16 protein-coding genes are annotated in these 20925 nt (G+C 49.2%); 12 read left to right on the forward strand and 4 right to left on the reverse strand.

The window, feature by feature from the left end; genetic code table 11:
- Position 1: 1 nt before the first annotated feature.
- The gene (locus ACE5KN_RS26160; RefSeq protein WP_375527502.1) at positions 2 to 871 is read right to left on the reverse strand and encodes an arylamine N-acetyltransferase family protein; all 870 of its coding nucleotides are present in this window, start codon (positions 869 to 871) and stop codon (positions 2 to 4) included.
- 261 nt (positions 872 to 1132) lie between these two features.
- On the opposite strand from ACE5KN_RS26160, the gene ACE5KN_RS26165 reads away from it, so the two are divergent.
- The 3 genes from ACE5KN_RS26165 to ACE5KN_RS26175 are packed head-to-tail and all read left to right on the forward strand — an operon-like array spanning position 1133 to position 5080.
- Positions 1133 to 2713, forward strand: a complete 1581-nt coding sequence (locus ACE5KN_RS26165) for a spore germination protein (protein WP_375527503.1) — start codon at positions 1133 to 1135, stop codon at positions 2711 to 2713.
- Between the two features lie 12 nt (positions 2714 to 2725).
- Positions 2726 to 3937, forward strand: coding sequence for a Ger(x)C family spore germination protein (locus tag ACE5KN_RS26170; RefSeq protein WP_375527504.1), 1212 nt, complete (start codon positions 2726 to 2728; stop codon positions 3935 to 3937).
- Between the two features lie 54 nt (positions 3938 to 3991).
- Positions 3992 to 5080 (forward strand): GerAB/ArcD/ProY family transporter, encoded by a 1089-nt coding sequence (locus ACE5KN_RS26175; protein ID WP_375527505.1) that lies wholly within the window; start codon positions 3992 to 3994, stop codon positions 5078 to 5080.
- A 77-nt stretch (positions 5081 to 5157) separates the two neighbouring features.
- Here the strand turns inward: ACE5KN_RS26175 and ACE5KN_RS26180 are convergent, their stop codons facing one another.
- Positions 5158 to 6558, reverse strand: a complete 1401-nt coding sequence (locus ACE5KN_RS26180; protein WP_375527506.1) for a family 43 glycosylhydrolase — start codon at positions 6556 to 6558, stop codon at positions 5158 to 5160.
- A gap of 207 nt (positions 6559 to 6765) precedes the next feature.
- On the opposite strand from ACE5KN_RS26180, the gene ACE5KN_RS26185 reads away from it, so the two are divergent.
- The 7 genes from ACE5KN_RS26185 (at position 6766) to ACE5KN_RS26215 (ending at position 16453) form a co-directional block, all read left to right on the forward strand.
- Positions 6766 to 8073, forward strand: coding sequence for an extracellular solute-binding protein (locus ACE5KN_RS26185; RefSeq protein ID WP_375527507.1), 1308 nt, complete (start codon positions 6766 to 6768; stop codon positions 8071 to 8073).
- Between the two features lie 31 nt (positions 8074 to 8104).
- Positions 8105 to 9877, forward strand: a complete 1773-nt coding sequence (locus ACE5KN_RS26190) for a cache domain-containing sensor histidine kinase (RefSeq protein ID WP_375533188.1) — start codon at positions 8105 to 8107, stop codon at positions 9875 to 9877.
- A gap of 3 nt (positions 9878 to 9880) precedes the next feature.
- Positions 9881 to 11473: a response regulator gene (locus ACE5KN_RS26195; protein WP_375527509.1), complete on the forward strand. Its 1593-nt coding sequence runs from the start codon at positions 9881 to 9883 to the stop codon at positions 11471 to 11473.
- A 95-nt stretch (positions 11474 to 11568) separates the two neighbouring features.
- Positions 11569 to 12852 (forward strand): ABC transporter substrate-binding protein, encoded by a 1284-nt coding sequence (locus tag ACE5KN_RS26200; RefSeq protein ID WP_375527510.1) that lies wholly within the window; start codon positions 11569 to 11571, stop codon positions 12850 to 12852.
- An 88-nt stretch (positions 12853 to 12940) separates the two neighbouring features.
- Entirely contained in the window at positions 12941 to 13825 is an 885-nt protein-coding gene (locus tag ACE5KN_RS26205; protein WP_375527511.1) for a carbohydrate ABC transporter permease, read from the forward strand.
- Positions 13826 to 13841: 16 nt separating this feature from the next.
- The gene (locus tag ACE5KN_RS26210; protein ID WP_375527512.1) at positions 13842 to 14657 is read left to right on the forward strand and encodes a carbohydrate ABC transporter permease; all 816 of its coding nucleotides are present in this window, start codon (positions 13842 to 13844) and stop codon (positions 14655 to 14657) included.
- A 32-nt stretch (positions 14658 to 14689) separates the two neighbouring features.
- Complete coding sequence (locus ACE5KN_RS26215) at positions 14690 to 16453, forward strand: glycoside hydrolase family 2 protein (protein WP_375527513.1); 1764 nt, start codon at positions 14690 to 14692, stop codon at positions 16451 to 16453.
- Between the two features lie 80 nt (positions 16454 to 16533).
- On the opposite strand, the gene ACE5KN_RS26220 is transcribed toward ACE5KN_RS26215, so the two are convergent.
- Both ACE5KN_RS26220 and ACE5KN_RS26225 read right to left on the reverse strand, forming a co-directional pair.
- Complete coding sequence (locus ACE5KN_RS26220) at positions 16534 to 17949, reverse strand: MDR family MFS transporter (protein WP_375527514.1); 1416 nt, start codon at positions 17947 to 17949, stop codon at positions 16534 to 16536.
- 131 nt (positions 17950 to 18080) lie between these two features.
- On the reverse strand, positions 18081 to 18548 hold the full coding sequence (locus ACE5KN_RS26225; RefSeq protein ID WP_375527515.1) for a MarR family transcriptional regulator: 468 nt from the start codon (positions 18546 to 18548) through the stop codon (positions 18081 to 18083).
- Between the two features lie 136 nt (positions 18549 to 18684).
- On the opposite strand from ACE5KN_RS26225, the gene ACE5KN_RS26230 reads away from it, so the two are divergent.
- Both ACE5KN_RS26230 and licT read left to right on the forward strand, forming a co-directional pair.
- Positions 18685 to 19797: a S66 family peptidase gene (locus ACE5KN_RS26230; RefSeq protein ID WP_375527516.1), complete on the forward strand. Its 1113-nt coding sequence runs from the start codon at positions 18685 to 18687 to the stop codon at positions 19795 to 19797.
- Positions 19798 to 19988: 191 nt separating this feature from the next.
- Complete coding sequence (licT, locus tag ACE5KN_RS26235; protein WP_375527517.1) at positions 19989 to 20822, forward strand: BglG family transcription antiterminator LicT; 834 nt, start codon at positions 19989 to 19991, stop codon at positions 20820 to 20822.
- Positions 20823 to 20925: the final 103 nt, after the last annotated feature.

Genomic DNA, 20925 nt, shown 5'->3' on the forward strand with positions numbered 1-20925 from the left:
GTTAATCGGCTGCTGTTCGGGCTTTTTTCCACTGCTCATGCAAGCGCCATACCCGTCTCCACAGTTCATCCCGCTCCATGGGGCTGTAATTCACCAGCTTCTCATGGAATACATCTCCCAATACTTCAAGCCACATCGATTTCGTTAAAATTTCGGTTTTCTCGATACGGTCGCCTTCCCTCTTTTTCCAAATGCATCCTCTCAGTTCATTGCTCCCCTCAGCATGTCTGCTGCGAACGAGAAATAGATTGATCCATGGGGAATCGGGAGACAAGCTGTAGATTTCGTGCTTCGGTATAAACTCCTCAATCGTTTGCAGACTTTCCCGTCCGTAATCCACGCCGACAGATGACCCGGAAGGATCATGAACCATTCTCCACCCATTCGGGTCAATGGCAGAAGGTGTGACCTGATATTGAAAAGGACCCTGTGTATAAGAACCGGCGCGAACGGGGAGTGGCCCATACGGCATATCCCCGAGACCCACATCCGCAATCCAAATTTCCTCCTCCTGCCGTTCATTGCATAGCGTTACAGTTAAACCAAGATGGAAGGAATTGATTGTCGGCTTCTGACCGTGGGGCTGCACGCCTGCTCTATGCCAGGAAACCTGATAGCCAAGCGTCCGAAGAAGCTCGCCAAAAGCCCCGTTCAGATGAAAGCAGTAGCCGCTTCTATCATGAATCATGAGCTGTATGGAAGAATGAAGATCAATCGGCATCGGATGGCCGGATACGATATCGATTGTTTGCCAGGTGATCTTTTCCACATGCGCTTGATGCAACTTATACAGGTAAGAGAGAGTAAGCGGTTCTATATTTGTGACGCCAAGTCTTTTTAAATAGGCTCTGGTTTCTTCCGGTTTTAACATTTGATGCTCCCCCTTTATAACATCATGCTCTCCCAGTCCGGATGATTATCCTTCCCGCTCATGATCATATTAAATCGAAACCATATTAAAAACCATCGATTATTGCTCCATCTGTACCGGTACAGAAATAGAATTGTTGCATAAACCAGGTATTTATATCGTTCAGGGAATTACTGCCATTCAAAATCTTTAATTATATGTATAAAAGGGTCATGAAGGAAGCAACTTACTTGTTACCTAGCAAAAAGGAGCCGTGATATTGTGACAGACAAAACTGACAACAATCAGACGCGGAATTCCTATGAAAATGAAAACAGCCGCCACTCCAAAGAAATAAGTTCTTCACTTGCGCAGACCGTTTCGGTCCTGCGGCAAAAGATGGGGAAGAGCACGGACTTTATCATCCGGGAAATGAGCGTTCCTCTCTCTTCCACGCCTATTATTGCTGTCAGCTATATCGATGGTCTTATCGATCCGCAGCTGCTGGCGAAACTCATGGAAGCTTTGTCGGTTCAAGTAAGTGAAGGTTTGTCCCCCATCCATATCGAAGCATGGTTGGGCACTCAGCTTCCGGTGGGGAGTCTGACATCTCTGTATACGGAAGACGATATGATCGGCTCGATCCTGGAAGGAGCAGCCGTTATTATTGTGGACGGTTCAGTCCAGGTTTTCGCTGCAGCTATAGCCGGGGGGGCCAGGCGGGCAGTTGAAGAGCCTACTTCCCAGTCGGTGATCCGGGGGCCGAAAGAAGGCTTTACCGAGGATATTTCTACCAACATTGCACTGCTGCGCCGAAAAATAAAATCCCCCGACCTGTGTATTGAGTCGCTTCGGTTAGGCAAATACACGCAAACCAAGATAGCCGTATCTTACATCCAGGGGATTGCCGATCCGGAAATAGTACAAGAAATCATGCGGCGGTTGAATTCTATTGAGACGGACAGTATTTTGGAAAGTGGTTATATCGAGGAATTTATCCAGGATGGAGTCATAAGCTCTTTTCCGACGATTTATAGTACGGAACGGCCGGATTCCGTAGCCGGGGGACTGCTCGAAGGGGTCGTGGCTATATTTGTGGACGGAACCCCCTTTGTATTGTTGGCGCCGGTAACCTTCTTTAGATTCTTTACTTCCAGCGAAGATTACTATGAGCGATATGACTTGTCCTCATTTCTACGAATGATACGGCTTGGCTCCTTTTTAGTTACACTGCTCCTGCCGGCCTTGTATATTGCCGCTACCACTTTTCAGCAGGAAATGCTGCCTACAACGCTGCTCATCTCACTGGCTGCCCAACGGGAAAGCATTCCTCTCCCGGCGCTATTGGAAGCTTTGCTTATGGAACTGACCTTCGAGATCATACGTGAAGCAGGCATCCGCATGCCGCGGGCCATCGGACCTGCCATCTCCATTGTGGGAGCACTGGTGTTGGGCCAGGCTGCTGTTCAAGCAGGTCTGGTGTCGGCAGCCATGGTTATTGTCGTCTCCTTTACTGCTATTGCCAATTTTGTAATACCTTCCATAACCATGGCCGGCGCAGTAAGACTTCTCCGCTTTGGGCTTATGATACTTGCAGGCTCTTTTGGCATGTATGGCATTCTGATTGGTTTTGTACCCATTCTATTTCGCATTGTCTCCATTCAGTCGTTTGGAATCCCTTATTTTATGACACTTTCCCCGGTGAATAAAACGAATGTGAAGGATTTAATTATTCGTGCGCCATGGTGGAAAATGAAAACACGTCCCGAGCTGATTGGAGACAAAAACAAGCACCGGCAATCCACCACACGAAAACCCTTCGCACAGCAAGCGGCGAAGCGCGAGTATGATCCTTTGGAATGAGGAGAAATCGCTATGCCAACAGGCAAAATTGTAATGCTGCTTTTAATGGTAGTGCTTTTATCCAGCTGCTGGAACCGGACGGAATTGAACGAATTGTGGGTTACTGCCGCCACAGGGATAGATTACCGGGACGGGCAGTGGGAAGTCTCCTACCAAATCATCGTACCTTCTGCCATGGCCGGCGGTGCAGGTGATGGTTCGGGAGGCGGCTCCCAGCCGGCTTTGCATGTGTATACCGTAAAAGGTGAGACGATTCATCAGGCACTTAATCTAAGTAGCCTGGAAACTTCACGCCGTATATATGTTGCCCATAACCGGGTTCTTTTCATCGGCAAAACAGCAGCAAAGCAAGGACTGGATCAGCTCATTGATTATTACTTTCGCAACAGCGAATCAAGGGAGACAGTTCTAATGCTGTACACCGATGGCGATGCATCCGAAATGTTAAAGAAGCTGGCTCCGCCGGAAAAGCTGGCCGGGGCCGCTTACGCCGAGCTCATTAGTAAAGAGAGCAAGCAGGTTTCTATTTTTCCCGGTACGTCAGTGTATGATTTTGCGCTCAGCTTGCATTCGGATGCGAGAGGAATCGGTATGCCTGTAGCTGCTTTAAAAGGCGAAAAAAGCGAAGAAAATGAAAAAGAGTTAGAGTCTATAGACATCATCAAGAAAACTTCAGCACCACTTAATATGTCATTGTCCAAGCTGGCAGTGTTTCAGGAGGGGCGTTTTGCAGGATTGCTTAACCGCAAGGAAAGTCTCGGGTTGATGTGGCTTGCCGGCAAAGTACAAAATACAGAAATTGCTTTTCCCTGCAATGATAAGAAAACAAAGCGATCTTCTTACATGATCAATAGTTCCCATACTCAATTGGTGCCCAAATATAACGGATACCGCTACATCATGCAGGTGAGGGTTAAGGTTGACGGAAGTATAGCGGAATTTGGCTGCAAAAAAAACCTGTCTAAAACCAGTGAGATCAAAAAACTGGAAAAACAGATTGAAAAAGAAATTGAAGATACCATAGATGCAGGATGGAAGGGAACGCAGAGACTTGGTGTAGATACCGTAGGTTACGGCGATATCATTCACCGAAAATTCCCGAAAAAGTGGAGGGAATTGAAGGGGAATTGGCCTGCCGAATTTAGAAGGATGGAGATCGATGTACAAGTTGATGCCTTAATTCGTCTTCCGGGGCTGCTGCAAAATCATTTAGGAAAGAAGTAATCGAATGAGTCCCGGACATTAAATAAAGTATTTCCAGCGGAGGAGCCAAACAGGATGAGGAAAGTGACCACAGGATTGTCCCAAATTGCCATGGCGATGGCAGCATTTGAGGTTGGCAGCACAACGCTATTCCTGCAGGGGGCTACAGCAAAACAGGATGCCTGGTTGGCTATGCTGATCGGAGCGGCTTGCGGTTTTTTATTACTCCTGTTGTACCTGAAAATCTTTCATATGGATTCAAAAAGTGATCTGTTTGAGCTTTGTAAAAAATATATGGGAAAATGGCTTGGCAGTGCGGTCGGACTCGCTTTTGTTTGTTATTTTACCTATGAGTCTGCCCGAAATTTGCGCGATATTGGCGATCTGGCAACATTGACACTCTTAAACCGGACCCCTACGGCATTTGTAACTTTGTTAGCCATACTGGTTATAGCCGATTGTATTCATTTGGGACCACGAGCATGGTTTCTGCTGGTTACGGTGCTCTTTTACATGATAACGCTTGGCTATATCATACTTCTCCTGATTATTTCTTTCACAGGGCTTGTTCACCTTCAATTTATGCTGCCAATCCTGGAAAACGGGTTAAAGCCGGTGTGGGAGGCCGCACTGCCGGAAATTATTTCTTTTCCGTTTGGCCAAACCGTTCTATTTCTCGTTTTTTTCAAATTTGTTTCTGAACCCAAAAATCTCAACAAAAGCGTCATCTTAACCTACTGGCTCATTGCCATATTTCTGATTGGTGTAAACCAAATATGTATTCTTGTTCTCGGGCCTGACCTGGCGGCAACGACTACTTATCCATTATTTCAAGTCACCCAGTTGACTACGGTGGAAAAAATTGTTGAAAGAGCTGATCCGCTTTTTGCCATGATTTTATTTTTGGGAATCGGTATAAAGGCGTCAGCCTTTTATATGGGTGCAGCCATAGGAATGCGCAGAATTACTTCAATCAGCTACAAGGTTTGGCTTGTAGCGATAGGCACGGCGATATATTTGCTGACTTTTCTGTCGCCCAACTTTACAGAGTTTCTCTGGATCGGACTTCACCTGGCTCTGGACAGGATCTGGCCTGTATTTCAAATCGCATTGCCGCTTTTGCTGTTCTTTGTCCTATGGGTCCGCAAAAAGAAGAGGGCTTGAGCAAAGAAGAAAACCCTCCCGGATATCGATCTCCCGAAAGGGTATCGTCAATATCATGAGAGGGTTTGATAATGTTTTCAGTTGGCAGGGAACACATCGATCAGATCAATTTCTCCGTACCCATTGCCTTTTGTAAACCGCACTACGTTTTCTCCCGCTTGCAGATGAACGCGTTTGGTGGAGAGGCCCCAGTTTTCCCATCCTTTGTTGGTAATATAAAAGGGATCGGGCTGCGATCCATTCACGCTGATCTGCAGGGTAGACCAGGCAAGATCCGTCGTTCCATTCGCCGTGCGGGCAGATAGAATATACTCTCCTGCGGAAGGGAGATCGATCGTATATTCCACAAAGCTGTCTGCCGTATCGATATGGCCTGCCTTCATGCCACCTGAGCCGTTCGGGCTTGCCGATGCGTAAGCCGCACCGCCAAACCGTCCTTCTTCGCCTTCAATCCGAATGCGCTCAGGCTCTCCGGAGGGAACGGGGATTTTGCTGTTCGGAGCCAGCGGACTGCCCAGATTCGGCGTATTGTCAGCATTCCATGTAAATGGCTGCATGCGGATTTCCCGGTTCCAGCCTGACTGGTTATTTTTCGCGTTATGATACACGATCCAGTCCTCCGTCCCGTCCGGAGAGGTCGTAAAGGAGGCGTGGCCGGGTCCGTAGATTCCGTTCGCTGATTTGAATATTGGCTCGCTGCGTTTATGCCAGGATGAGCTTTGCAGCAGATCGGCATTGATATCCGCCGTGATCAGGCCAAGGCAGTAATCATTGGTCCAGCTGCCGCTGGCGGAATAAATCAGGTTGATCACATTTCCGCGAATCACAACCTGCGGCCCTTCATTGACATGGGGATTATGATTGGTTTCCCACGCGTACTCCGGAGCTGAAATTTCCACACGGTCCGAGACGATCGTCCACGGATTGCTCATCCGCGCAATATACAGCTTTTGGCTGACATTTTCATCGCCTTCCCAACCCGACCAAATGAAATACAGCTGCTTGCCCGCCTGCAGGACTGTGCCGTCGATCGCCCATTTATTGGTCTTGTCCGTTACCTGGCCCCGGTCTTTCCAGGTTCCCTGCAGCGGGTCTTTGGACTTGTTCTCCAGGACGTACATGCGATGATTGGCGTTGTCCCCGTCATCCTTGGCGTAGTAGATATACCAGGCATTGTTCAGGTAATGGATTTCCGGAGCCCAAATATTTTTGCCTCCCGTTTCAATGCTTACGGATTCACCTGCATCCAGCCCGGATAATGTGCGTGATTTCCAGATGGTGACGTTGTTGCCGGTCGTTTTCGTAAAGTAATAATACCCGTCCGTATGCTTGTAAGCCCATGGGTCGGCCCCGTCCTGAATCACCACGTTGTAAAAATCCTGCTGCACGGATGCCGCACCCGCATTTCCGGCCAGCCCCCAGCTTAACAGCAGCATCAGCAGCAATCCTCCGGTCCATCTTGATTTCCGTTTTCGCATGGCATTCACTCCTTACTTGGAATATGAAGCGTTTACAAAATAAAGCTATCCTAAATGGATTTTTATAAAAAGGTCATATTTTTTGAAGCTGTGGGACATTTTTTTGGATGTGACGGGCATGGCAGCGGCATCCGTTTACAGAAGAAAGAAGAGGGAGTACATTAAGAGTGCGCAACGAAAAGTAATTCCCGGAAAGGATGTAAGCGCATGCATTTCTATCGGATGGTCGTTGTAAAAATCGCAGCTTTTTTAATAGCATCTATCTGTACAGTATTGGCCGCAGGATGTGCGAACACCCCGGTTGAGAAGACCGATGGGGAACAGAAATCTACAGGTCCTGTCACCATCGAATTCTGGACACCGTTCAGCGGCGGGGACAGCTCTTATATGAATGAACTCGTCCAGCGCTACAACAAGGAAAATAAAGATGGGATTAAGGTCGTGATGAAAAATAACAAATCAGATGATTATTACATCAAGCTGTCCACAGCCATCGTCACCGAAGAGGGGCCCGATGTCGCTGTGGTGCATGCTTCCAAATTCGCGCAATACGTGCCGGCAGGATTTCTGATGCCCATCGATGCAACGGATGCCGGGACACATATCCCGTGGGATCAATTTAATCCGGATATCGTGGAGCGGACAGTGATCGGGGAACGCCATTATGCTGTACCTCTCGATACCCACTTTACCGTTTTATATTACAACAAAACATGGTTGAAAGAAGCCGGGCTGCTGCAAGACGGAAAAGTGATGATGGACCCGGGCGAAGACGGCTTCCTGCATTTTCTGACTGCTTTACGGGACCGTATTCCACAGGATGTGGCCCCGCTCGCCGTGCCCGATGTGCGGATTGATTCACTCTGGTTATGGTGGTCGCTGTATGCGCAGATTGACGGCGGCGGCGGTTTATACAGTGTGGACGGGCACAAAGCCCGGGTGAACATGGAGGCTGCCGCCAAAGCCCTTCATTTTGTAGCATCCCTGTATGAAAGCAAGCTGATTCCGCCGGATATTTCCGATGCGGGCAGCTGCTTTATCAGCGGCAAAGCGGCCGTATTATGGTCAGGAACATGGTCCATCGGCTCATTTGAGAAACTGGATGACTTGGATTTCGGCGTCATGCCCTTACCGCAAATCTATGACAGGCCCGGTACCTGGGGAGACGCCCATACCCTGGCCTTCCCATCCCATAGCGATACAGATCCGGGAAAGGTGGAGGCTGCCGTCCGTTTTGCGGAATGGCTGGCTGATCAGGGGCAGGTGTGGGCACAGGCCGGCCACATTCCGGCTGAGCGGAACGCGCTGAATTCCGCAGCTTTCAAGGCGCTTCCTTATCGTTCGGATTATGCTGATGCGGAAGAGGATGTGCGGTATTTCCCAAGCCATCCGAAGCAAGGGGAAATCAATGATGCGCTTGTTGGCGAGCTGGAGAAGATTTGGCACGGCCAACAGACTGCAGATGACATGCTGAAACGTCTTGAGCCGCTGATCGACAGCATCCTGGGTGAATGACATGAAGATGAGAATGTGGATGCGGCGGCTGATGACCAAAAGACTAGCCGCCAAGCTGATCGCCGTCAACGTCCTCTTGATCGCCCTGGCTTTGACGATTGCCTCCATCATGGGTTATAAGGATTTTTCACAATCCATGCAGCGGAATGTCGGCAAATACCAGGCGGATGTGGTGCAGGGCCTGACGGCCAACATTGATGTCTATATGAACGAGTTGAATCTGTTATCCGCGACTCCCTATCAGTCTCCTGAAATTATGGCCTATCTGGAGAAGCGAAGAGAAGGCGGGCAGGTGTTGAGCTATGAGGAGAAGCAGAAGGTCAGCGGCTTCATGCGCAAAACGATGGCGAACGGCCGTGTGGACGTGGCAGGTATCACCTTGTACAGCTATCGCGGCCCTTCGTACAGGGAAATGGAGGACAGCCCTGGCCGGTTTATTACGGATTACGATGATAAGGACATGTTCCTTCATGCGGCGCAGAGCGGGAAAGCTTATTTCAGAGGCCCGCATATCCTCCACTCTTACTCTGGAGCGACCTATGAGGTGTTTTCGGTGGTCCGGAGAATTTCCAGTCTGGAGAACGGAGAAATTCTGGGTTATTTCGTGATTGATGTGCCCCTTGCGTCCCTGACCCAGCGTATCGCGAGCCTGTCGCAGCAAGGAGGCAACCTGTTGTGGATCGTTGACCAGACAGGACAGGACGTATATTACAGCGGTTCTTCGGCCTCGGCCAGAAATGAGCGGGAAGCCAGCGGCTACCGTGGAGAAGGCACCCTGACGATTGGAAAAGGAGCGGATGCCGATCTGCTGACCTATTATACGTCGCCGGTGACGGACTGGACCGTGATTCAGGCTGTTCCGCTATCCGTACTGCTCAAAGATACGATGGTTATGAAAAACAAAACGATAGGGCTCGGCTTGTTCTGTCTCATGCTGGGAGCCGTTGTATCGGTATGGATATCATTGCGGATCACACGCCCTCTGCGCCTGCTGAGCAGCTCTATGAAAAAGGTGGAGCGGGGAGAGTTTGACGTGGCCATTCCGGTCGAGTCCGGGGATGAGGTCGGCCATCTCAGCCGCACCTTCAACGTGATGGTGTCCAGGCTGGAGACGTTAACCTATAGGCTGTATGAAACGGAAATCAGAGAGAAAAATGCCGAAATTGCCGCTCTGCAGAGCCAGATTAACCCGCATTTTCTGTACAATACGCTCGGCTCTATCAGCCTGTATGCGGAGCTGCAGGATAACCGGGAGGTCGTGCAGATGACGAATCATTTGAGTGCATTGCTGCGCTATAGCATGAATGGCGGCAACAGCGAGGTCAGGCTGCAGCAGGAGCTTGAGCATATTCAAGGATATCTGGAAATCCAGCAGATCCGCTTTGAAGACAGGCTTGCGTACCGGCTGAATGTGGAGCCTGAGCTGCCGGATACGAGGATCGTTCGCCTTACCTTGCAGCCGATCGTGGAAAATTCCATTATTCATGGATTGGAAAAAGGGCGTGGTGATGTGCATATTGAGGTGAACGGCCGCAAGCTCGGCACAAGCATCTGTATTGAAATCACCGACAACGGGCCGGGAATGACCGGAGAACAGCTTCAGCAGCAGATGAGCAGCATGGAGGAAGGCATCATTCCCGGATCACCGGGAGGACACGGTCTCGTAAATGTCCACCGCCGTCTGGTGCTCCGCTATGGAGCCGGATATGGGCTTCAGCTGGAGAGTTCATCGGGCGGGGGGATGAAGGTAAAGGTGAACCTCCCGTCAGGAGCGGCGGAAAACAAGTTACCGAGAGGGGAATAACATATGCCAACCATGGTGATTGTTGATGACGAATCCATCTTCCGCAAAGGAATTGCCCATCTGGTCAAGGGATTTGACCTGGACTGGGAAGTGGTGGGGGAGGCCCGTGACGGGCTTGAGGCCTTGGAACAGGTACAGCGGCTGCAGCCTGACCTGGTCATTACCGATATCCGCATGCCGCGGATGGACGGACTGGAGCTGCAGTCCGCTCTCGCTGAGAAAGCCCCGGATACGAAGTGTATTGTACTCAGCGGTTATAATGATTTCAAATATGTACAGACTTCCATTCGGACGGGAGTACGGGATTATCTGCTGAAGCCGATCAACAAGGATGAGCTGTATCAGACCCTGGAACGGATGCTGGATGAATGGCGGCAGAGCCGGCGTGAAACGGATAAGGACAATGCCCTGTTCAAGAAAAGCCTGCGCAGTCAGCTGCTCTGGGGACTGGTGCAGGGAAGCGTACAGCTTGGGGACTCCGAAATGCTGGAGCATGTCGGCCTGAAGCTGGATCACTCGGGGATGTACTGCATGATCGCCGAGTTGGACAAGGAATCAGTGCAGGAGGAGCGGTACCGGCGGAGTGATCCCGCATTATTTACGCTTTACCTCAGCCAGTTCATGGAGGAGATGATTCAGCAGCATTTTCCCGGCTACGTTTTTACCCGGCAACATAAAATTGCAGCTATCATTTGCGAGGAAGCATCTGAGCAGGCCAAGAGACGAATCGCTTCAGCGGCCCGCAGTATGATCAGGAAAATCCGCAAAATCTCGGATATTACGATCACCATCGGCATCGGCAGCGGCGTTTCCGATCTCGAGTCGCTTCCGACCGCCTACAAGCAGGCGGAGCTTGCCCTGCTTTACCGTCTGACGGACGGCGGCAATCGTGTGCTGATATATGGTGAAGCTGCAGCGAATAAATCGGCAGTCCAGTCCGCGAAGGATTGGGATATTCCGGAGCTGATGATTGCAGAGGGCAATGCTGCGGTGCTGCGGCGGGAGGTGCAGCGCCTGGTGGAGGAGCTGAGCCATAGCGGAAGCCCGGAGGTGCTGCGGCAGCATATCTGCAAGGTCATTCTCCAATGTTATGAAATGGCTGTGAACCGCGGCGTTGTGCAGGAATGGTTGGGTGAGCGGGATATCATCAAAGTGCTGGAAGAAGCGCTGTCCATCACTTCGCGGACGGAGATCACCGGTTATTGCGAGGAGATGGTGCTTTCCCTGTCCGCCATTCTGCGCGAGCAGGGGAGAGATCATGTCACCCATGCCGTTGACAAGGTAGTGGCGTATATCGAAGCTCATTACGCAGAGCCTATTACGCTTAGCATGATGGCTGACATGGTCTATTTGAATGCCTCTTATTTAAGCAGCTTGTTCAAAGCCCGGCTCGGCTGCTCATTTGTGGAAGTGCTGACCCGCAGGCGCATCCGCGAGGCCTGCCGGAGGCTGGCGCGTACCAGCGAGAAGATCGTTCTTATTGCCGAAAGCACCGGATTTGCGAATCTCCGCCATTTCAATCGTGTATTCAAGACGGAGACCGGGCGCACGCCCAAGCAGTACCGTGAAGAGATGCAGAAGCAAGGCATGGCCTAAATATATGTCTACAGGTTCAAAAGAAGCGTCATGGGCGACTGACCCTCCTTCGTTTAAGCTATACATGTAAACGCAACCAATAAGGAGGTCTACTGATGAGAAAGACAAAAATCATCAAACTGTCCGCGCTTCTTTTGTCTTTGCTGCTGATCTTGTCCGCCTGTGCCGCAGAGAGCAGCACCGCGCCCGAAGCCAGCAGCGGAGAAAAAACAAAAATCACCTTCTGGACGCCGTTCAGCGGCGGTGACGGCGAGTTCATGACCGCGATGATCGAGAAATTCAATGCGGAAAGCACCGATATCAAGGTCGAACAGCTGAGCAACCGTTCGGAGGATTACTACACCAAGCTGCAGACCGCACTCGCTTCCGACCAGGGGCCGGACCTGGCTGTCCTGCACTCCTCCAGAATGCCGCAGTACGTGCCTTCCGGTTATATGACCGAACTTGACGGCCTTGCGTCGGAAGCTGGCGTCAATTGGGATGATTTCAATCCGACCATTCTGGAATCCACCATTTATGATGGCAAGCATTATTCCATCCCGCTGGATACACATGCCATCGTCATGTACTACAACAAGAAATATCTTGAGCAAGCCGGTGTGCTGAAAGACGGCAAGCCGGTATACGATCCATCTCCGGAGGGCTTCACCAAATTCCTGACTGCCATTAAAGATGCTGTTCCGGCAGATGTTGCACCTCTGGCCCAGCCGAATGTGCGCATTGACTCCTACTGGATGTTCTGGGGCTTCTACAACCAGCTGACAGGCGGCGGTAAGTTCTATGATGCGAACGGCAAAGCGGAATTGAATAATCCGCAGGCGCTGCAGGCACTGGAATATGTCAACAGCCTTTATACCTCCAAGCTGATTCCGCCCAACATCAACGATGCGGTGAAAATGTTCCAGGATCAAAAAGCGGCCGTATTGATTACCGGTGTCTGGAGCACAGGCTCTTTCGAAAATATTGACGGACTTGATTTCGGGGTCGTGCCGATGCCGCAAATTTATGACCAGCCTGCGACATGGGGCGATTCGCACACGCTGGCGCTGCCAAAGCACAGCAAGGAAGATCCGGCGAAGCAGAAGGCGGCGCTTGTATTCGCCAACTGGCTCGCCCAGAACGGGGAAATGTGGGCCAAAGCGGGGCATATTCCAAGCGTAACGAAGGTGCTGGACTCCGAAGCCTTTAAAGCGATGGACTACCGCAGCGACTATGCGGAATCCGCCGATTTCGTCAAATACTGGCCGCGCCATGAAAAGCAGGGCCAGGTGAACGACAATGTCGTCAAGGAATTTGAGAAAATGATGATGGGTCAGCAGGACCCTGCCACCACCTTGCAAAAAGCGGACGAAGTCATCAACAAAACAACAGGCAACTGACGATGAAGGCCGGATCCGGAACCGACAAGGATCCGGCCTGTATCTTCTCCTCTTGATGCAAATTTACCGGAAAGGAGATTAAAGCATCATGCGTGTAAAATCGCTTGAAAGGCAAGGCTGGATGGCAGGGCTATTCATGGTGCTCCCGTATACGCTGTTTTTTTTGATATTTTCGCTGTTTCCCATTTTGTTCGGCCTGCGCATCAGCTTTTATGACTGGTCCTTGCTGGGGGATAAAACCTTTATCGGTCTGGAGAATTATGCCAATCTGTTAAGGGACGAGGAATTCCGCAGCAATCTCCTGAATACGGTCCTGTTTACAGTCATCAGTGTGCCGCTGATCAGCGGGGCGGGATTGCTGGCGGCTGTACTGGTTCATCAGGTGAGGCGGGTGCAATCGTTTCTGCGGATATCGGTATTCATGCCGTATGTGTTGTCCGTATCCGTCATTTCCAGCATCTGGGTCATTTTTCTGCAGCCTTACAGCGGTTTGCTGAATCAGGTGCTTAAAGCGCTGCGTATCATTAGCGCTGATATTTACTGGATTTCGGATCCGCAGCTTGCGTGGGTGTCTATTATTTTGGCAACTCTTTGGTGGACCGTCGGTTTTGTGTTTGTTCTTTTTCTCGCGGGACTGCAGGATATTCCATCTTCCTATTATGAAGCGAGTCAGATCGAAGGAGCCTCCCGCTGGCAGACGTTCCGGTACATTACGTTTCCGTCCCTGTCCAAGGTCACTATTCTGGTCATTGTGCTGCAGACGATTGCTTCCTTCAAAATTTTCGGTCAATCGAAGCTCATCACAGGCGGCGGGCCGGCCGGAGCGACCAAAACGGTGGTGTTCTCCATTTACGAGAACGGCTTTCAGACGTTTGAGATGGGTTACGCCTCGGCCATTGCCTTCGTGCTGATGATCGTGATTCTGGTCATTTCACTGCTGCAGACTCTGCTGCTGCGCAGATTGGACCGTTAGGAAGGGGAGAGGAATAATGACGATGGACCGGTTGTATTATGTGTTTATCCGTGTGGTTGCCCTGCTGCTGGCCGTGCTGTTTCTGGTGCCGATCGTGTGGATGCTGCTGCTGTCGTTTACGCCTGAGGGACAGAATATTTTCGGGGGAGCGCTGCATTTTACATTGGATAATTATAAAAAAGTGCTGAGCCTTGCGCCTATCTTCGGCTGGATGGGGAATAGCATTATTGTTTCTGCAGTAACGACGGTGCTGGTGCTGCTGTTCTCCTCCATGGCGGCTTATGCCTTTTCACGAATCCGTTTCCCGGGCAGCAAGCTGCTGTTCTTACTGTTTCTGTCCGGTATGATGATCCCGGCGGAAGCTACGCTTATTCCCCTTTATTTGCTCATGCGTGATTTCGGGCTGCTCGGCACGCGCACATCGCTTGTGCTGCCGGCCGTTGCGGGACCGATGGGGATTTTTATTCTGAAGCAGTTTTTTGACGGTCTGCCGAAGGATCTGGAGGAGGCTGCGCGTATGGACGGCGCCGGCTTTTTCAAAATCTGGTACAGCATCTTTCTTCCCCTGTCCAGGCCGGCCCTTGCTGCCCTTGGCATCTTCACGTTTATTGGAGCCTGGAACGATTTTGTGTGGCCGCTCATTTCCATATCCGACAAAGCGTATATGACGATTACGCTCGGACTGCCGATGTTCCAGAGCTCTTATGTGCAGCAGTACGCTCTGCCGATGACGGCAAACGCGCTTGCCGCCATTCCGGTGCTGATCGTGTTCCTTATTTTTCAAAAGCAGATTATTAAGGGCATTGCCTTTACCGGCGGCAAAGAGATGTAGCGATAAATTTCACATGAAAAGAGGAGATAGCAATGAGTAACCAGCCAAGACCGGAATATCCGCGTCCGCAATTTGAGCGAAAAGAGTGGTTAAATCTGAATGGGGAGTGGGAGTTTGCGTTTGATGACCAGCGGCGGGGAGACCGTGAGCGGTGGTATGAGCCGGAAAACGGTACAGCTTTCGATAAAAAAATTCAGGTTCCCTTCGCCTTTCAAAGCAAGCTGAGTGGGATCGGAGATCCGGGTTTTCACGACCTGGTATGGTACCGCAAGCAGCTGGAGCTGCCTGCGGAATGGAAGTCCAAACGCATCCTGCTGCATTTTGGCGCCGTGGATTACTCCGCATCGGTATGGGTGAACGGCCGCTGGGCCGTGTCCCATGAGGGGGGACATACTCCTTTTGAGGCGGACATCACGGATTTGCTTACAGACGGGGAAAATACGATTGTAGTAAGGGTAGAGGACTACAGCCAGGATGTGACGCTGCCGCGGGGCAAGCAGTATTGGAAGCAGGATTCGGCAAGCATTTTCTATACGCGCACTACGGGTATCTGGCAGACCGTTTGGCTTGAGCCGGTGGATGGAGCCCGCCTGAGCAGAGTGAAATTTACGCCTGACATCGACCGCAATGACATCCGGATTCGCATGTTTTATTCGGTAGCAGCTGCAGAGCGCAAGGTAAGGGTGCGCATGACCATTTCCTTTGCAGGCGAAGTCATATCTGAGGAGGAATTCACGGTCCGCCATACGGAAGAGGTGCGTACCGTCGGCCTGCATGACTTCAATGATCACGGGCTGGGTCGTTGGTGGACCCCGGAAAAGCCGAATTTGTACGACATCACCTTTGAGCTGTTGGACGGGGAGGAAGTGACCGACACCGTGACCTCTTATTTCGGCATGCGAAAGGTTACGGTTGAAAATGGGCAGCTTCATCTCAACAACCGGCCATATTTTCTGAGACTGGTGCTGGATCAAGGGTATTTCCCGGACGGAATTTTAACGGCGCCTTCCGATGAAGCGCTCCTGCGCGATATTGAGCTGACGCAGGAAATGGGCTTCAATGGCGTGCGCAAGCATCAGAAAACAGAGGACCCGCGCTTCCTGTACTGGTGCGACCGGAAAGGACTGCTTGTCTGGGGCGAGGCGGCTAACGCCTATAATTACTCCGAAGAGTATGTCCGCAAATTTACGAAGGAATGGCAGGAGATCATTGAACGCGACTATAACCATCCTTCCATTATCGTCTGGGTTCCGCTCAATGAAAGCTGGGGTATTCCGAACGCCCAGGTGGATGAGCGGCAGCAGCAGCACGGGCTGACGATGTATCATCTGACCAAGTCGCTCGATCCAACCCGGCCTGTCATCTACAACGACGGCTGGGAAATGATGAAGACGGATATCGTGGCGATCCATGATTACGAATGGAGAGAAGAAGTGCTGACAGAGCGTTATACTACGGCAGAGAGCGCGGTAAGCGGCCTGCCAGGCAGAAGACGCATCTTTGTGGGCGGGGCTGGTTATGAGGGACAGCCGATCATGATTACAGAGTTTGGCGGCATTGCCTATAAGAAAAGCGATTGGGACGGCTGGGGTTATTCCGGCGCCAAGGACGACGGAGATTATCTGCAACGGCTGCAGGCCGTGATCCGGCCTATGTACGTATCTCCTGTGATAGAGGGGTTCTGTTATACGCAGCTGACGGATGTGGAGCAGGAAATCAACGGATTGCTGACCTATGACCGGGTACCAAAGGTGCCGCTGGCTGAAATTCGTAAAATCGTTTGTAATGAGGAGTAACAGCAGAGCCGCCATCATTGGCTGCTTCAGACGGTAGACTAACAGGGTTTCAGAACTTGTCCCCAAGTTCTGAAACCCTGTTATGCATTCTTTTTATGTGTGAGGAATAGACCAGGAATGAAGATCAGGGCCAGGACAATTGCAGAAACCAAGAAGCCTGCATGATAACCTTTCAAGTCATTTGCAATCGTTGGTTGCAATCCTTGTACAACAGCTGCAACAACGGTTGCGATCACAGCTGAACCAAAGCTTGAACCAAGGTTTTCAATCATATTAATCCCGACGCCTGCTTCCGGAAGCTGTGTGCTGTCAAGTCCTGTATATGCGTCACTCGTGAGCGGAAGCATAATTCCTCCGAAACTGGCACCCCGGATGAACAATATGATGGAAATCCAGATCATGCTTGTCTTATCGGTGATAAAGATCAGCGGAACCGATCCGATAAGGGAAAGAACAAGACTGACCATAACGACGTATTTCGCACCGATCTTATCGATCATTTTTCCGATCATCGGCCTTGTAACGAGCATCCCGACACCTTGAGGAATTAACGCAAGCGCTGCTTCAATTGCCGTGAAATGACGGAAGTTTTGGAAGAACAACGGCAGGATTAACATCGGTCCCATGACGGCAATGTTCGCCAAGAACAAACCGATGCTTGATGCTGTGAAGCTCTTGTGCGCAAATAAATTCATCGGCAGCACGGTTTGATTCTTTCTCATTCGATTATATACAAGGTAAATTACGGCTAAAACAAGGCCGATGCCCATCCAGAGGATTGTTTCTCCATTGTTAAATGATGAATGGTCCGCTGCTTTTGTAATTCCGTATATCAATGCTGCGCTCATGAAGGACAAATCAACAATCCCAAATACATCAAGTTTACTGTCTTTGTTGAACGGTTCAAAGTCCGGGAGCTTTTTCATCATAAGTGGTGCGGCAATCAAAACGATGAACACGTTGATGAAGAAAATCCAATGCCATGATGCGGCTTGAACGATGAAACCACCGATGACGGGTCCTAGGATCGGGCCCAAGATCATCGGAGTGCTGACGATGGCCATAACTCTCCCCAGATATTCTTGACCGGCTGTTTTGACCAAGAGTGTTGACATAAGCGTGGTTATAATCCCGGCGCTGAACCCTTGAAGCAAACGGAAGAAGATGAAGCTGGAAATGTCCCAACTAATGCCGGCGAAAACAGAAATGACACCAAAGGTGATGACTGCACCAATGAAGATTTTCTTTCCGTTAAATTTGTTCATAAGCCAGCCGGACACTGGAACTGCTGTCGCAAGGGCTAACACATAACCTGTAATAGACCATTGAATGATATTCAGCGTTGTGTTGAATTCCTCTGTTAGTTTGTTAATAGCGATGTTCACCATAGTTGAGTCCAACATGGGTGCAATGGCTCCAAGTGCGATAGCCCAGGCGGCTATGAGAATTTCTTTTGGTAATCCGGGTTCCTTTACTTTGTCTTTGTCTATTGTCATGTTATTCTCCTCTCAGAAGTCATCATTTTGATTCCATGGAAACATATTTAATGTATCGCACTTTTGTTTCCTTGTCAACAAAGTGGCGACAAAAAATGCAGCTCGTTCTCCATAGAGCCCGGCTGCCTGTGTTAATTAATTTCTATACCCTGTTTCTTTATTTCTGCATCCAAATGCCTGCTATACTTCTTTATGAAGCTAAGCATACTGTCAAATTGTTCTTCGGTTACCTGCGCAAATACGGCTTTATCCCGCTCTTGAAACTCTTTGTGCAGATCCTCATGGATTTTATAAATGACTTTCCCTTGCTCTGTTAGCCTAAAATAGATTTCTTTTTTGTTATCCGGCTTCTGGTAGCTTTCGATAAGGCCTTTTTCTATAAGCTTCTTCGTTAATTTGCTTAGGGCACCTCTAGTCATATAAAGGGACTCCGCAAGTTTCGTCACGTTGGGGTCCGCGTTTTTTTCAATGGATTCGATGCAATGTACTTCAGAAGGCTTATAACCCTTAAGACTGTCTTCCATCTTATTCTTATTAAGCCAAGCCATCTTGTTAAATAAGTCTCTGAATTCCATCATGACCTGTTCCTGTTTGTTCATGGCCTGTCCTCCCACCCGTTGGAGCATTACAATATTATATTGAATTATTGTTTCTATTTCAACAAATTCCAAACGTGGTGCCAAGCCCTTAATGATATCGTGATCTATTCATTTCATCCATATGGGAGGTAAATTTATGATTAAACCGAATAAAATTTTGCCTGGTTCAAGAATCGCAGTCATATCTCCATCGAGCGGGTTACCATACTTATTTCCTGATATTTACGAGCTTGGATTGAAGAATCTGCAAGAGATTTTTGGTTTTGACATTGTGGAGATGCCGACTGCAAGAATGTCCCCGGACGACTTGTACAGGAACCCGCAATGGCGTGCGGAAGATATGAATCAATGCTTTCAGGACGACAAAATAGACGGTATCATCACTTCAATCGGCGGATATGAGTCCGTTCGCATTTTGCCCTATTTGGATACGGAGATGATCATGAAGCATCCCAAATTTATCATGGGTTTTTCCGATGCGACCACCTTTTTGGCCTATCTGAACCAACTGGGAATGGTTACAATTTACGGGCCTTCCGTGATGGCAGGCATCGCTCAGATCAGGAGCCTTCCTGCTGAATATGCACAGCATCTAAGAACGATCTTATTCTCCGGCAAATTTCCGTATTCATATACTCCTTTTCCAAGATGGACCAACGGATATAAAGACTGGAGCAATCCTGAGACACTTGGGGAGTGTCAGGAATTCTATGAAAATGAGCAAGGATGGACTTTCCTGCAGGGAGAGAATGTTGAACAAGGCCTGTTATGGGGCGGATGTATCGAAGTCTTAGAATTTATGAAAGCTACCGTATATTGGCCTGATCCGTCTTTTTGGCAGGATAAGGTCTTATTTTTCGAGACATCAGAGGAAAAGCCTACTCCTGGCCAAGTGGGGTATATGCTTCGCAATTACGGGATGCAGGGTGTATTCGGGAAAATAAAAGGCGTCATTTTTGGCAGAGCGAAGGATTACACAGCGGAAGAGAAGCTGCAACTGAATGAGATTATTGTAAGTGTCATTAAAGTTGAATTCGGAGCAGATACAGTACCCATTGTCGTTGACTTCGACTTCGGGCATACGGATCCCAAGTTTATCCTGCCACTGGGCGGGAGAATAGAGCTGCGGCCTGGCACTAATGAAATTATCCTGCTGGACTGTCCATTCACAGAATACCCAATCGCTTCGGAAGCCCAATGCCGCCCGGAAATGCCTCATACGCCAGGGTACTCGTCCGGCTATCCGTGATCGGGTCATTTTGTGCATGCACGAATTTTTTGCTTGAAAACGCTCTCCGCCTCTTATATAATGTATTTACAATTTATATTAGGGTTGTTACTGCATTGCAGGCAAAGCCTAAACCAATCCGTGCTAGATTATATTTAGTTATGGATTAGTTTAGGCTTTTTTTTAGCAAAAAATATAAAGTGGGCGAACTCATGAGGATAAAAAAAATATTTAACAATAATGTTGCATTGGTTGAAGGACCTAATCGATCTGAGATCATTGTTATTGGAAAGGGGCTAGCCTATCAGAAAACTCCAGGTGAAGATATTGATCCGTTAAAAATTGAGAAGACTTTTGTGATGGAGACCAAAGAATTATCTGAACGGCTATCTGCTTTACTTAGTGAGATTCCTCCCAAGCATCTAGAATTGACAGATCGCATTATCCGTTATGCAAAAAAAGATCTAAAGACGTCCTTTAGCAATAATATCTACCTGGCTCTGACAGATCATATTAGTTATGCCATCACTCGCCATACACAGGGATTGAGTCTTAAGAATGCGCTGCTCTGGGAGATCCAGAAATTCTATCCGAAAGAATATCACACGGCACTGCATGCTTTACACTTAATTGAAAAGGAAACTGGGGTCAAACTGCCTGTAGATGAAGCCGGTTTTATCGCAATGCATTTTGTGAATGGACAGCAGGATGGCGAGGAAATGGAACAAACCTTAATGGTAACCCAGATGGTTCAAGAAATACTTAATATAGTAACTCTCCATTATGGAATTAAGTTGGATGAAGAATCGTTAAATTATAGCCGCTTTGTGACTCACTTGAAATATTTTTCGTATCGCACGCTGCGTCATGAATCAATTCCTTCAGAGGATGACGAGCTGTACGAACAGGTTATTGCCAAGTATCCCGAAGCTTTCGCCTGCAGTGAGAAGGTAAGGGCTTATTTAAAGGATAAGTACCAAGTTGAGACAACCAATGCTGAAATGGTCTATTTTATGCTCCATATTAGGAGAGTGACCAGCAGATAAGTAGCCTATAACAATAAATAACAGGGTTGTTACCATTAGTTGGGCAAAGCCTGGATAAGTGATAAGTGTACTGGCCGTCCAGTGTGCTTCATCACCTGTTCAG

The sequence above is a fragment of the Paenibacillus terreus genome (assembly GCF_042138595.1).
Taxonomy (GTDB): Bacteria; Bacillota; Bacilli; order Paenibacillales; family Paenibacillaceae; genus Paenibacillus; species Paenibacillus terreus.

Bases quoted from the DNA above. Each gene is read 5' to 3' on its own strand.
- ACE5KN_RS26160 (WP_375527502.1), bottom strand. From the start codon at position 871: ATGTTAAAACCGGAAGAAACCAGAGCCTATTTAAAAAGACTTGGCGTC.
- ACE5KN_RS26170 (WP_375527504.1), top strand. From the start codon at position 2,726: ATGCCAACAGGCAAAATTGTAATGCTGCTTTTAATGGTAGTGCTTTTA.
- ACE5KN_RS26175 (WP_375527505.1), top strand. From the start codon at position 3,992: ATGAGGAAAGTGACCACAGGATTGTCCCAAATTGCCATGGCGATGGCA.
- ACE5KN_RS26180 (WP_375527506.1), bottom strand. From the start codon at position 6,558: ATGCGAAAACGGAAATCAAGATGGACCGGAGGATTGCTGCTGATGCTG.
- ACE5KN_RS26185 (WP_375527507.1), top strand. From the start codon at position 6,766: ATGCATTTCTATCGGATGGTCGTTGTAAAAATCGCAGCTTTTTTAATA.
- ACE5KN_RS26190 (WP_375533188.1), top strand. From the start codon at position 8,105: ATGACCAAAAGACTAGCCGCCAAGCTGATCGCCGTCAACGTCCTCTTG.
- ACE5KN_RS26195 (WP_375527509.1), top strand. From the start codon at position 9,881: ATGCCAACCATGGTGATTGTTGATGACGAATCCATCTTCCGCAAAGGA.
- ACE5KN_RS26200 (WP_375527510.1), top strand. From the start codon at position 11,569: ATGAGAAAGACAAAAATCATCAAACTGTCCGCGCTTCTTTTGTCTTTG.
- ACE5KN_RS26205 (WP_375527511.1), top strand. From the start codon at position 12,941: ATGCGTGTAAAATCGCTTGAAAGGCAAGGCTGGATGGCAGGGCTATTC.
- ACE5KN_RS26210 (WP_375527512.1), top strand. From the start codon at position 13,842: ATGACGATGGACCGGTTGTATTATGTGTTTATCCGTGTGGTTGCCCTG.
- ACE5KN_RS26215 (WP_375527513.1), top strand. From the start codon at position 14,690: ATGAGTAACCAGCCAAGACCGGAATATCCGCGTCCGCAATTTGAGCGA.
- ACE5KN_RS26220 (WP_375527514.1), bottom strand. From the start codon at position 17,949: ATGACAATAGACAAAGACAAAGTAAAGGAACCCGGATTACCAAAAGAA.
- ACE5KN_RS26225 (WP_375527515.1), bottom strand. From the start codon at position 18,548: ATGAACAAACAGGAACAGGTCATGATGGAATTCAGAGACTTATTTAAC.
- ACE5KN_RS26230 (WP_375527516.1), top strand. From the start codon at position 18,685: ATGATTAAACCGAATAAAATTTTGCCTGGTTCAAGAATCGCAGTCATA.
- licT (WP_375527517.1), top strand. From the start codon at position 19,989: ATGAGGATAAAAAAAATATTTAACAATAATGTTGCATTGGTTGAAGGA.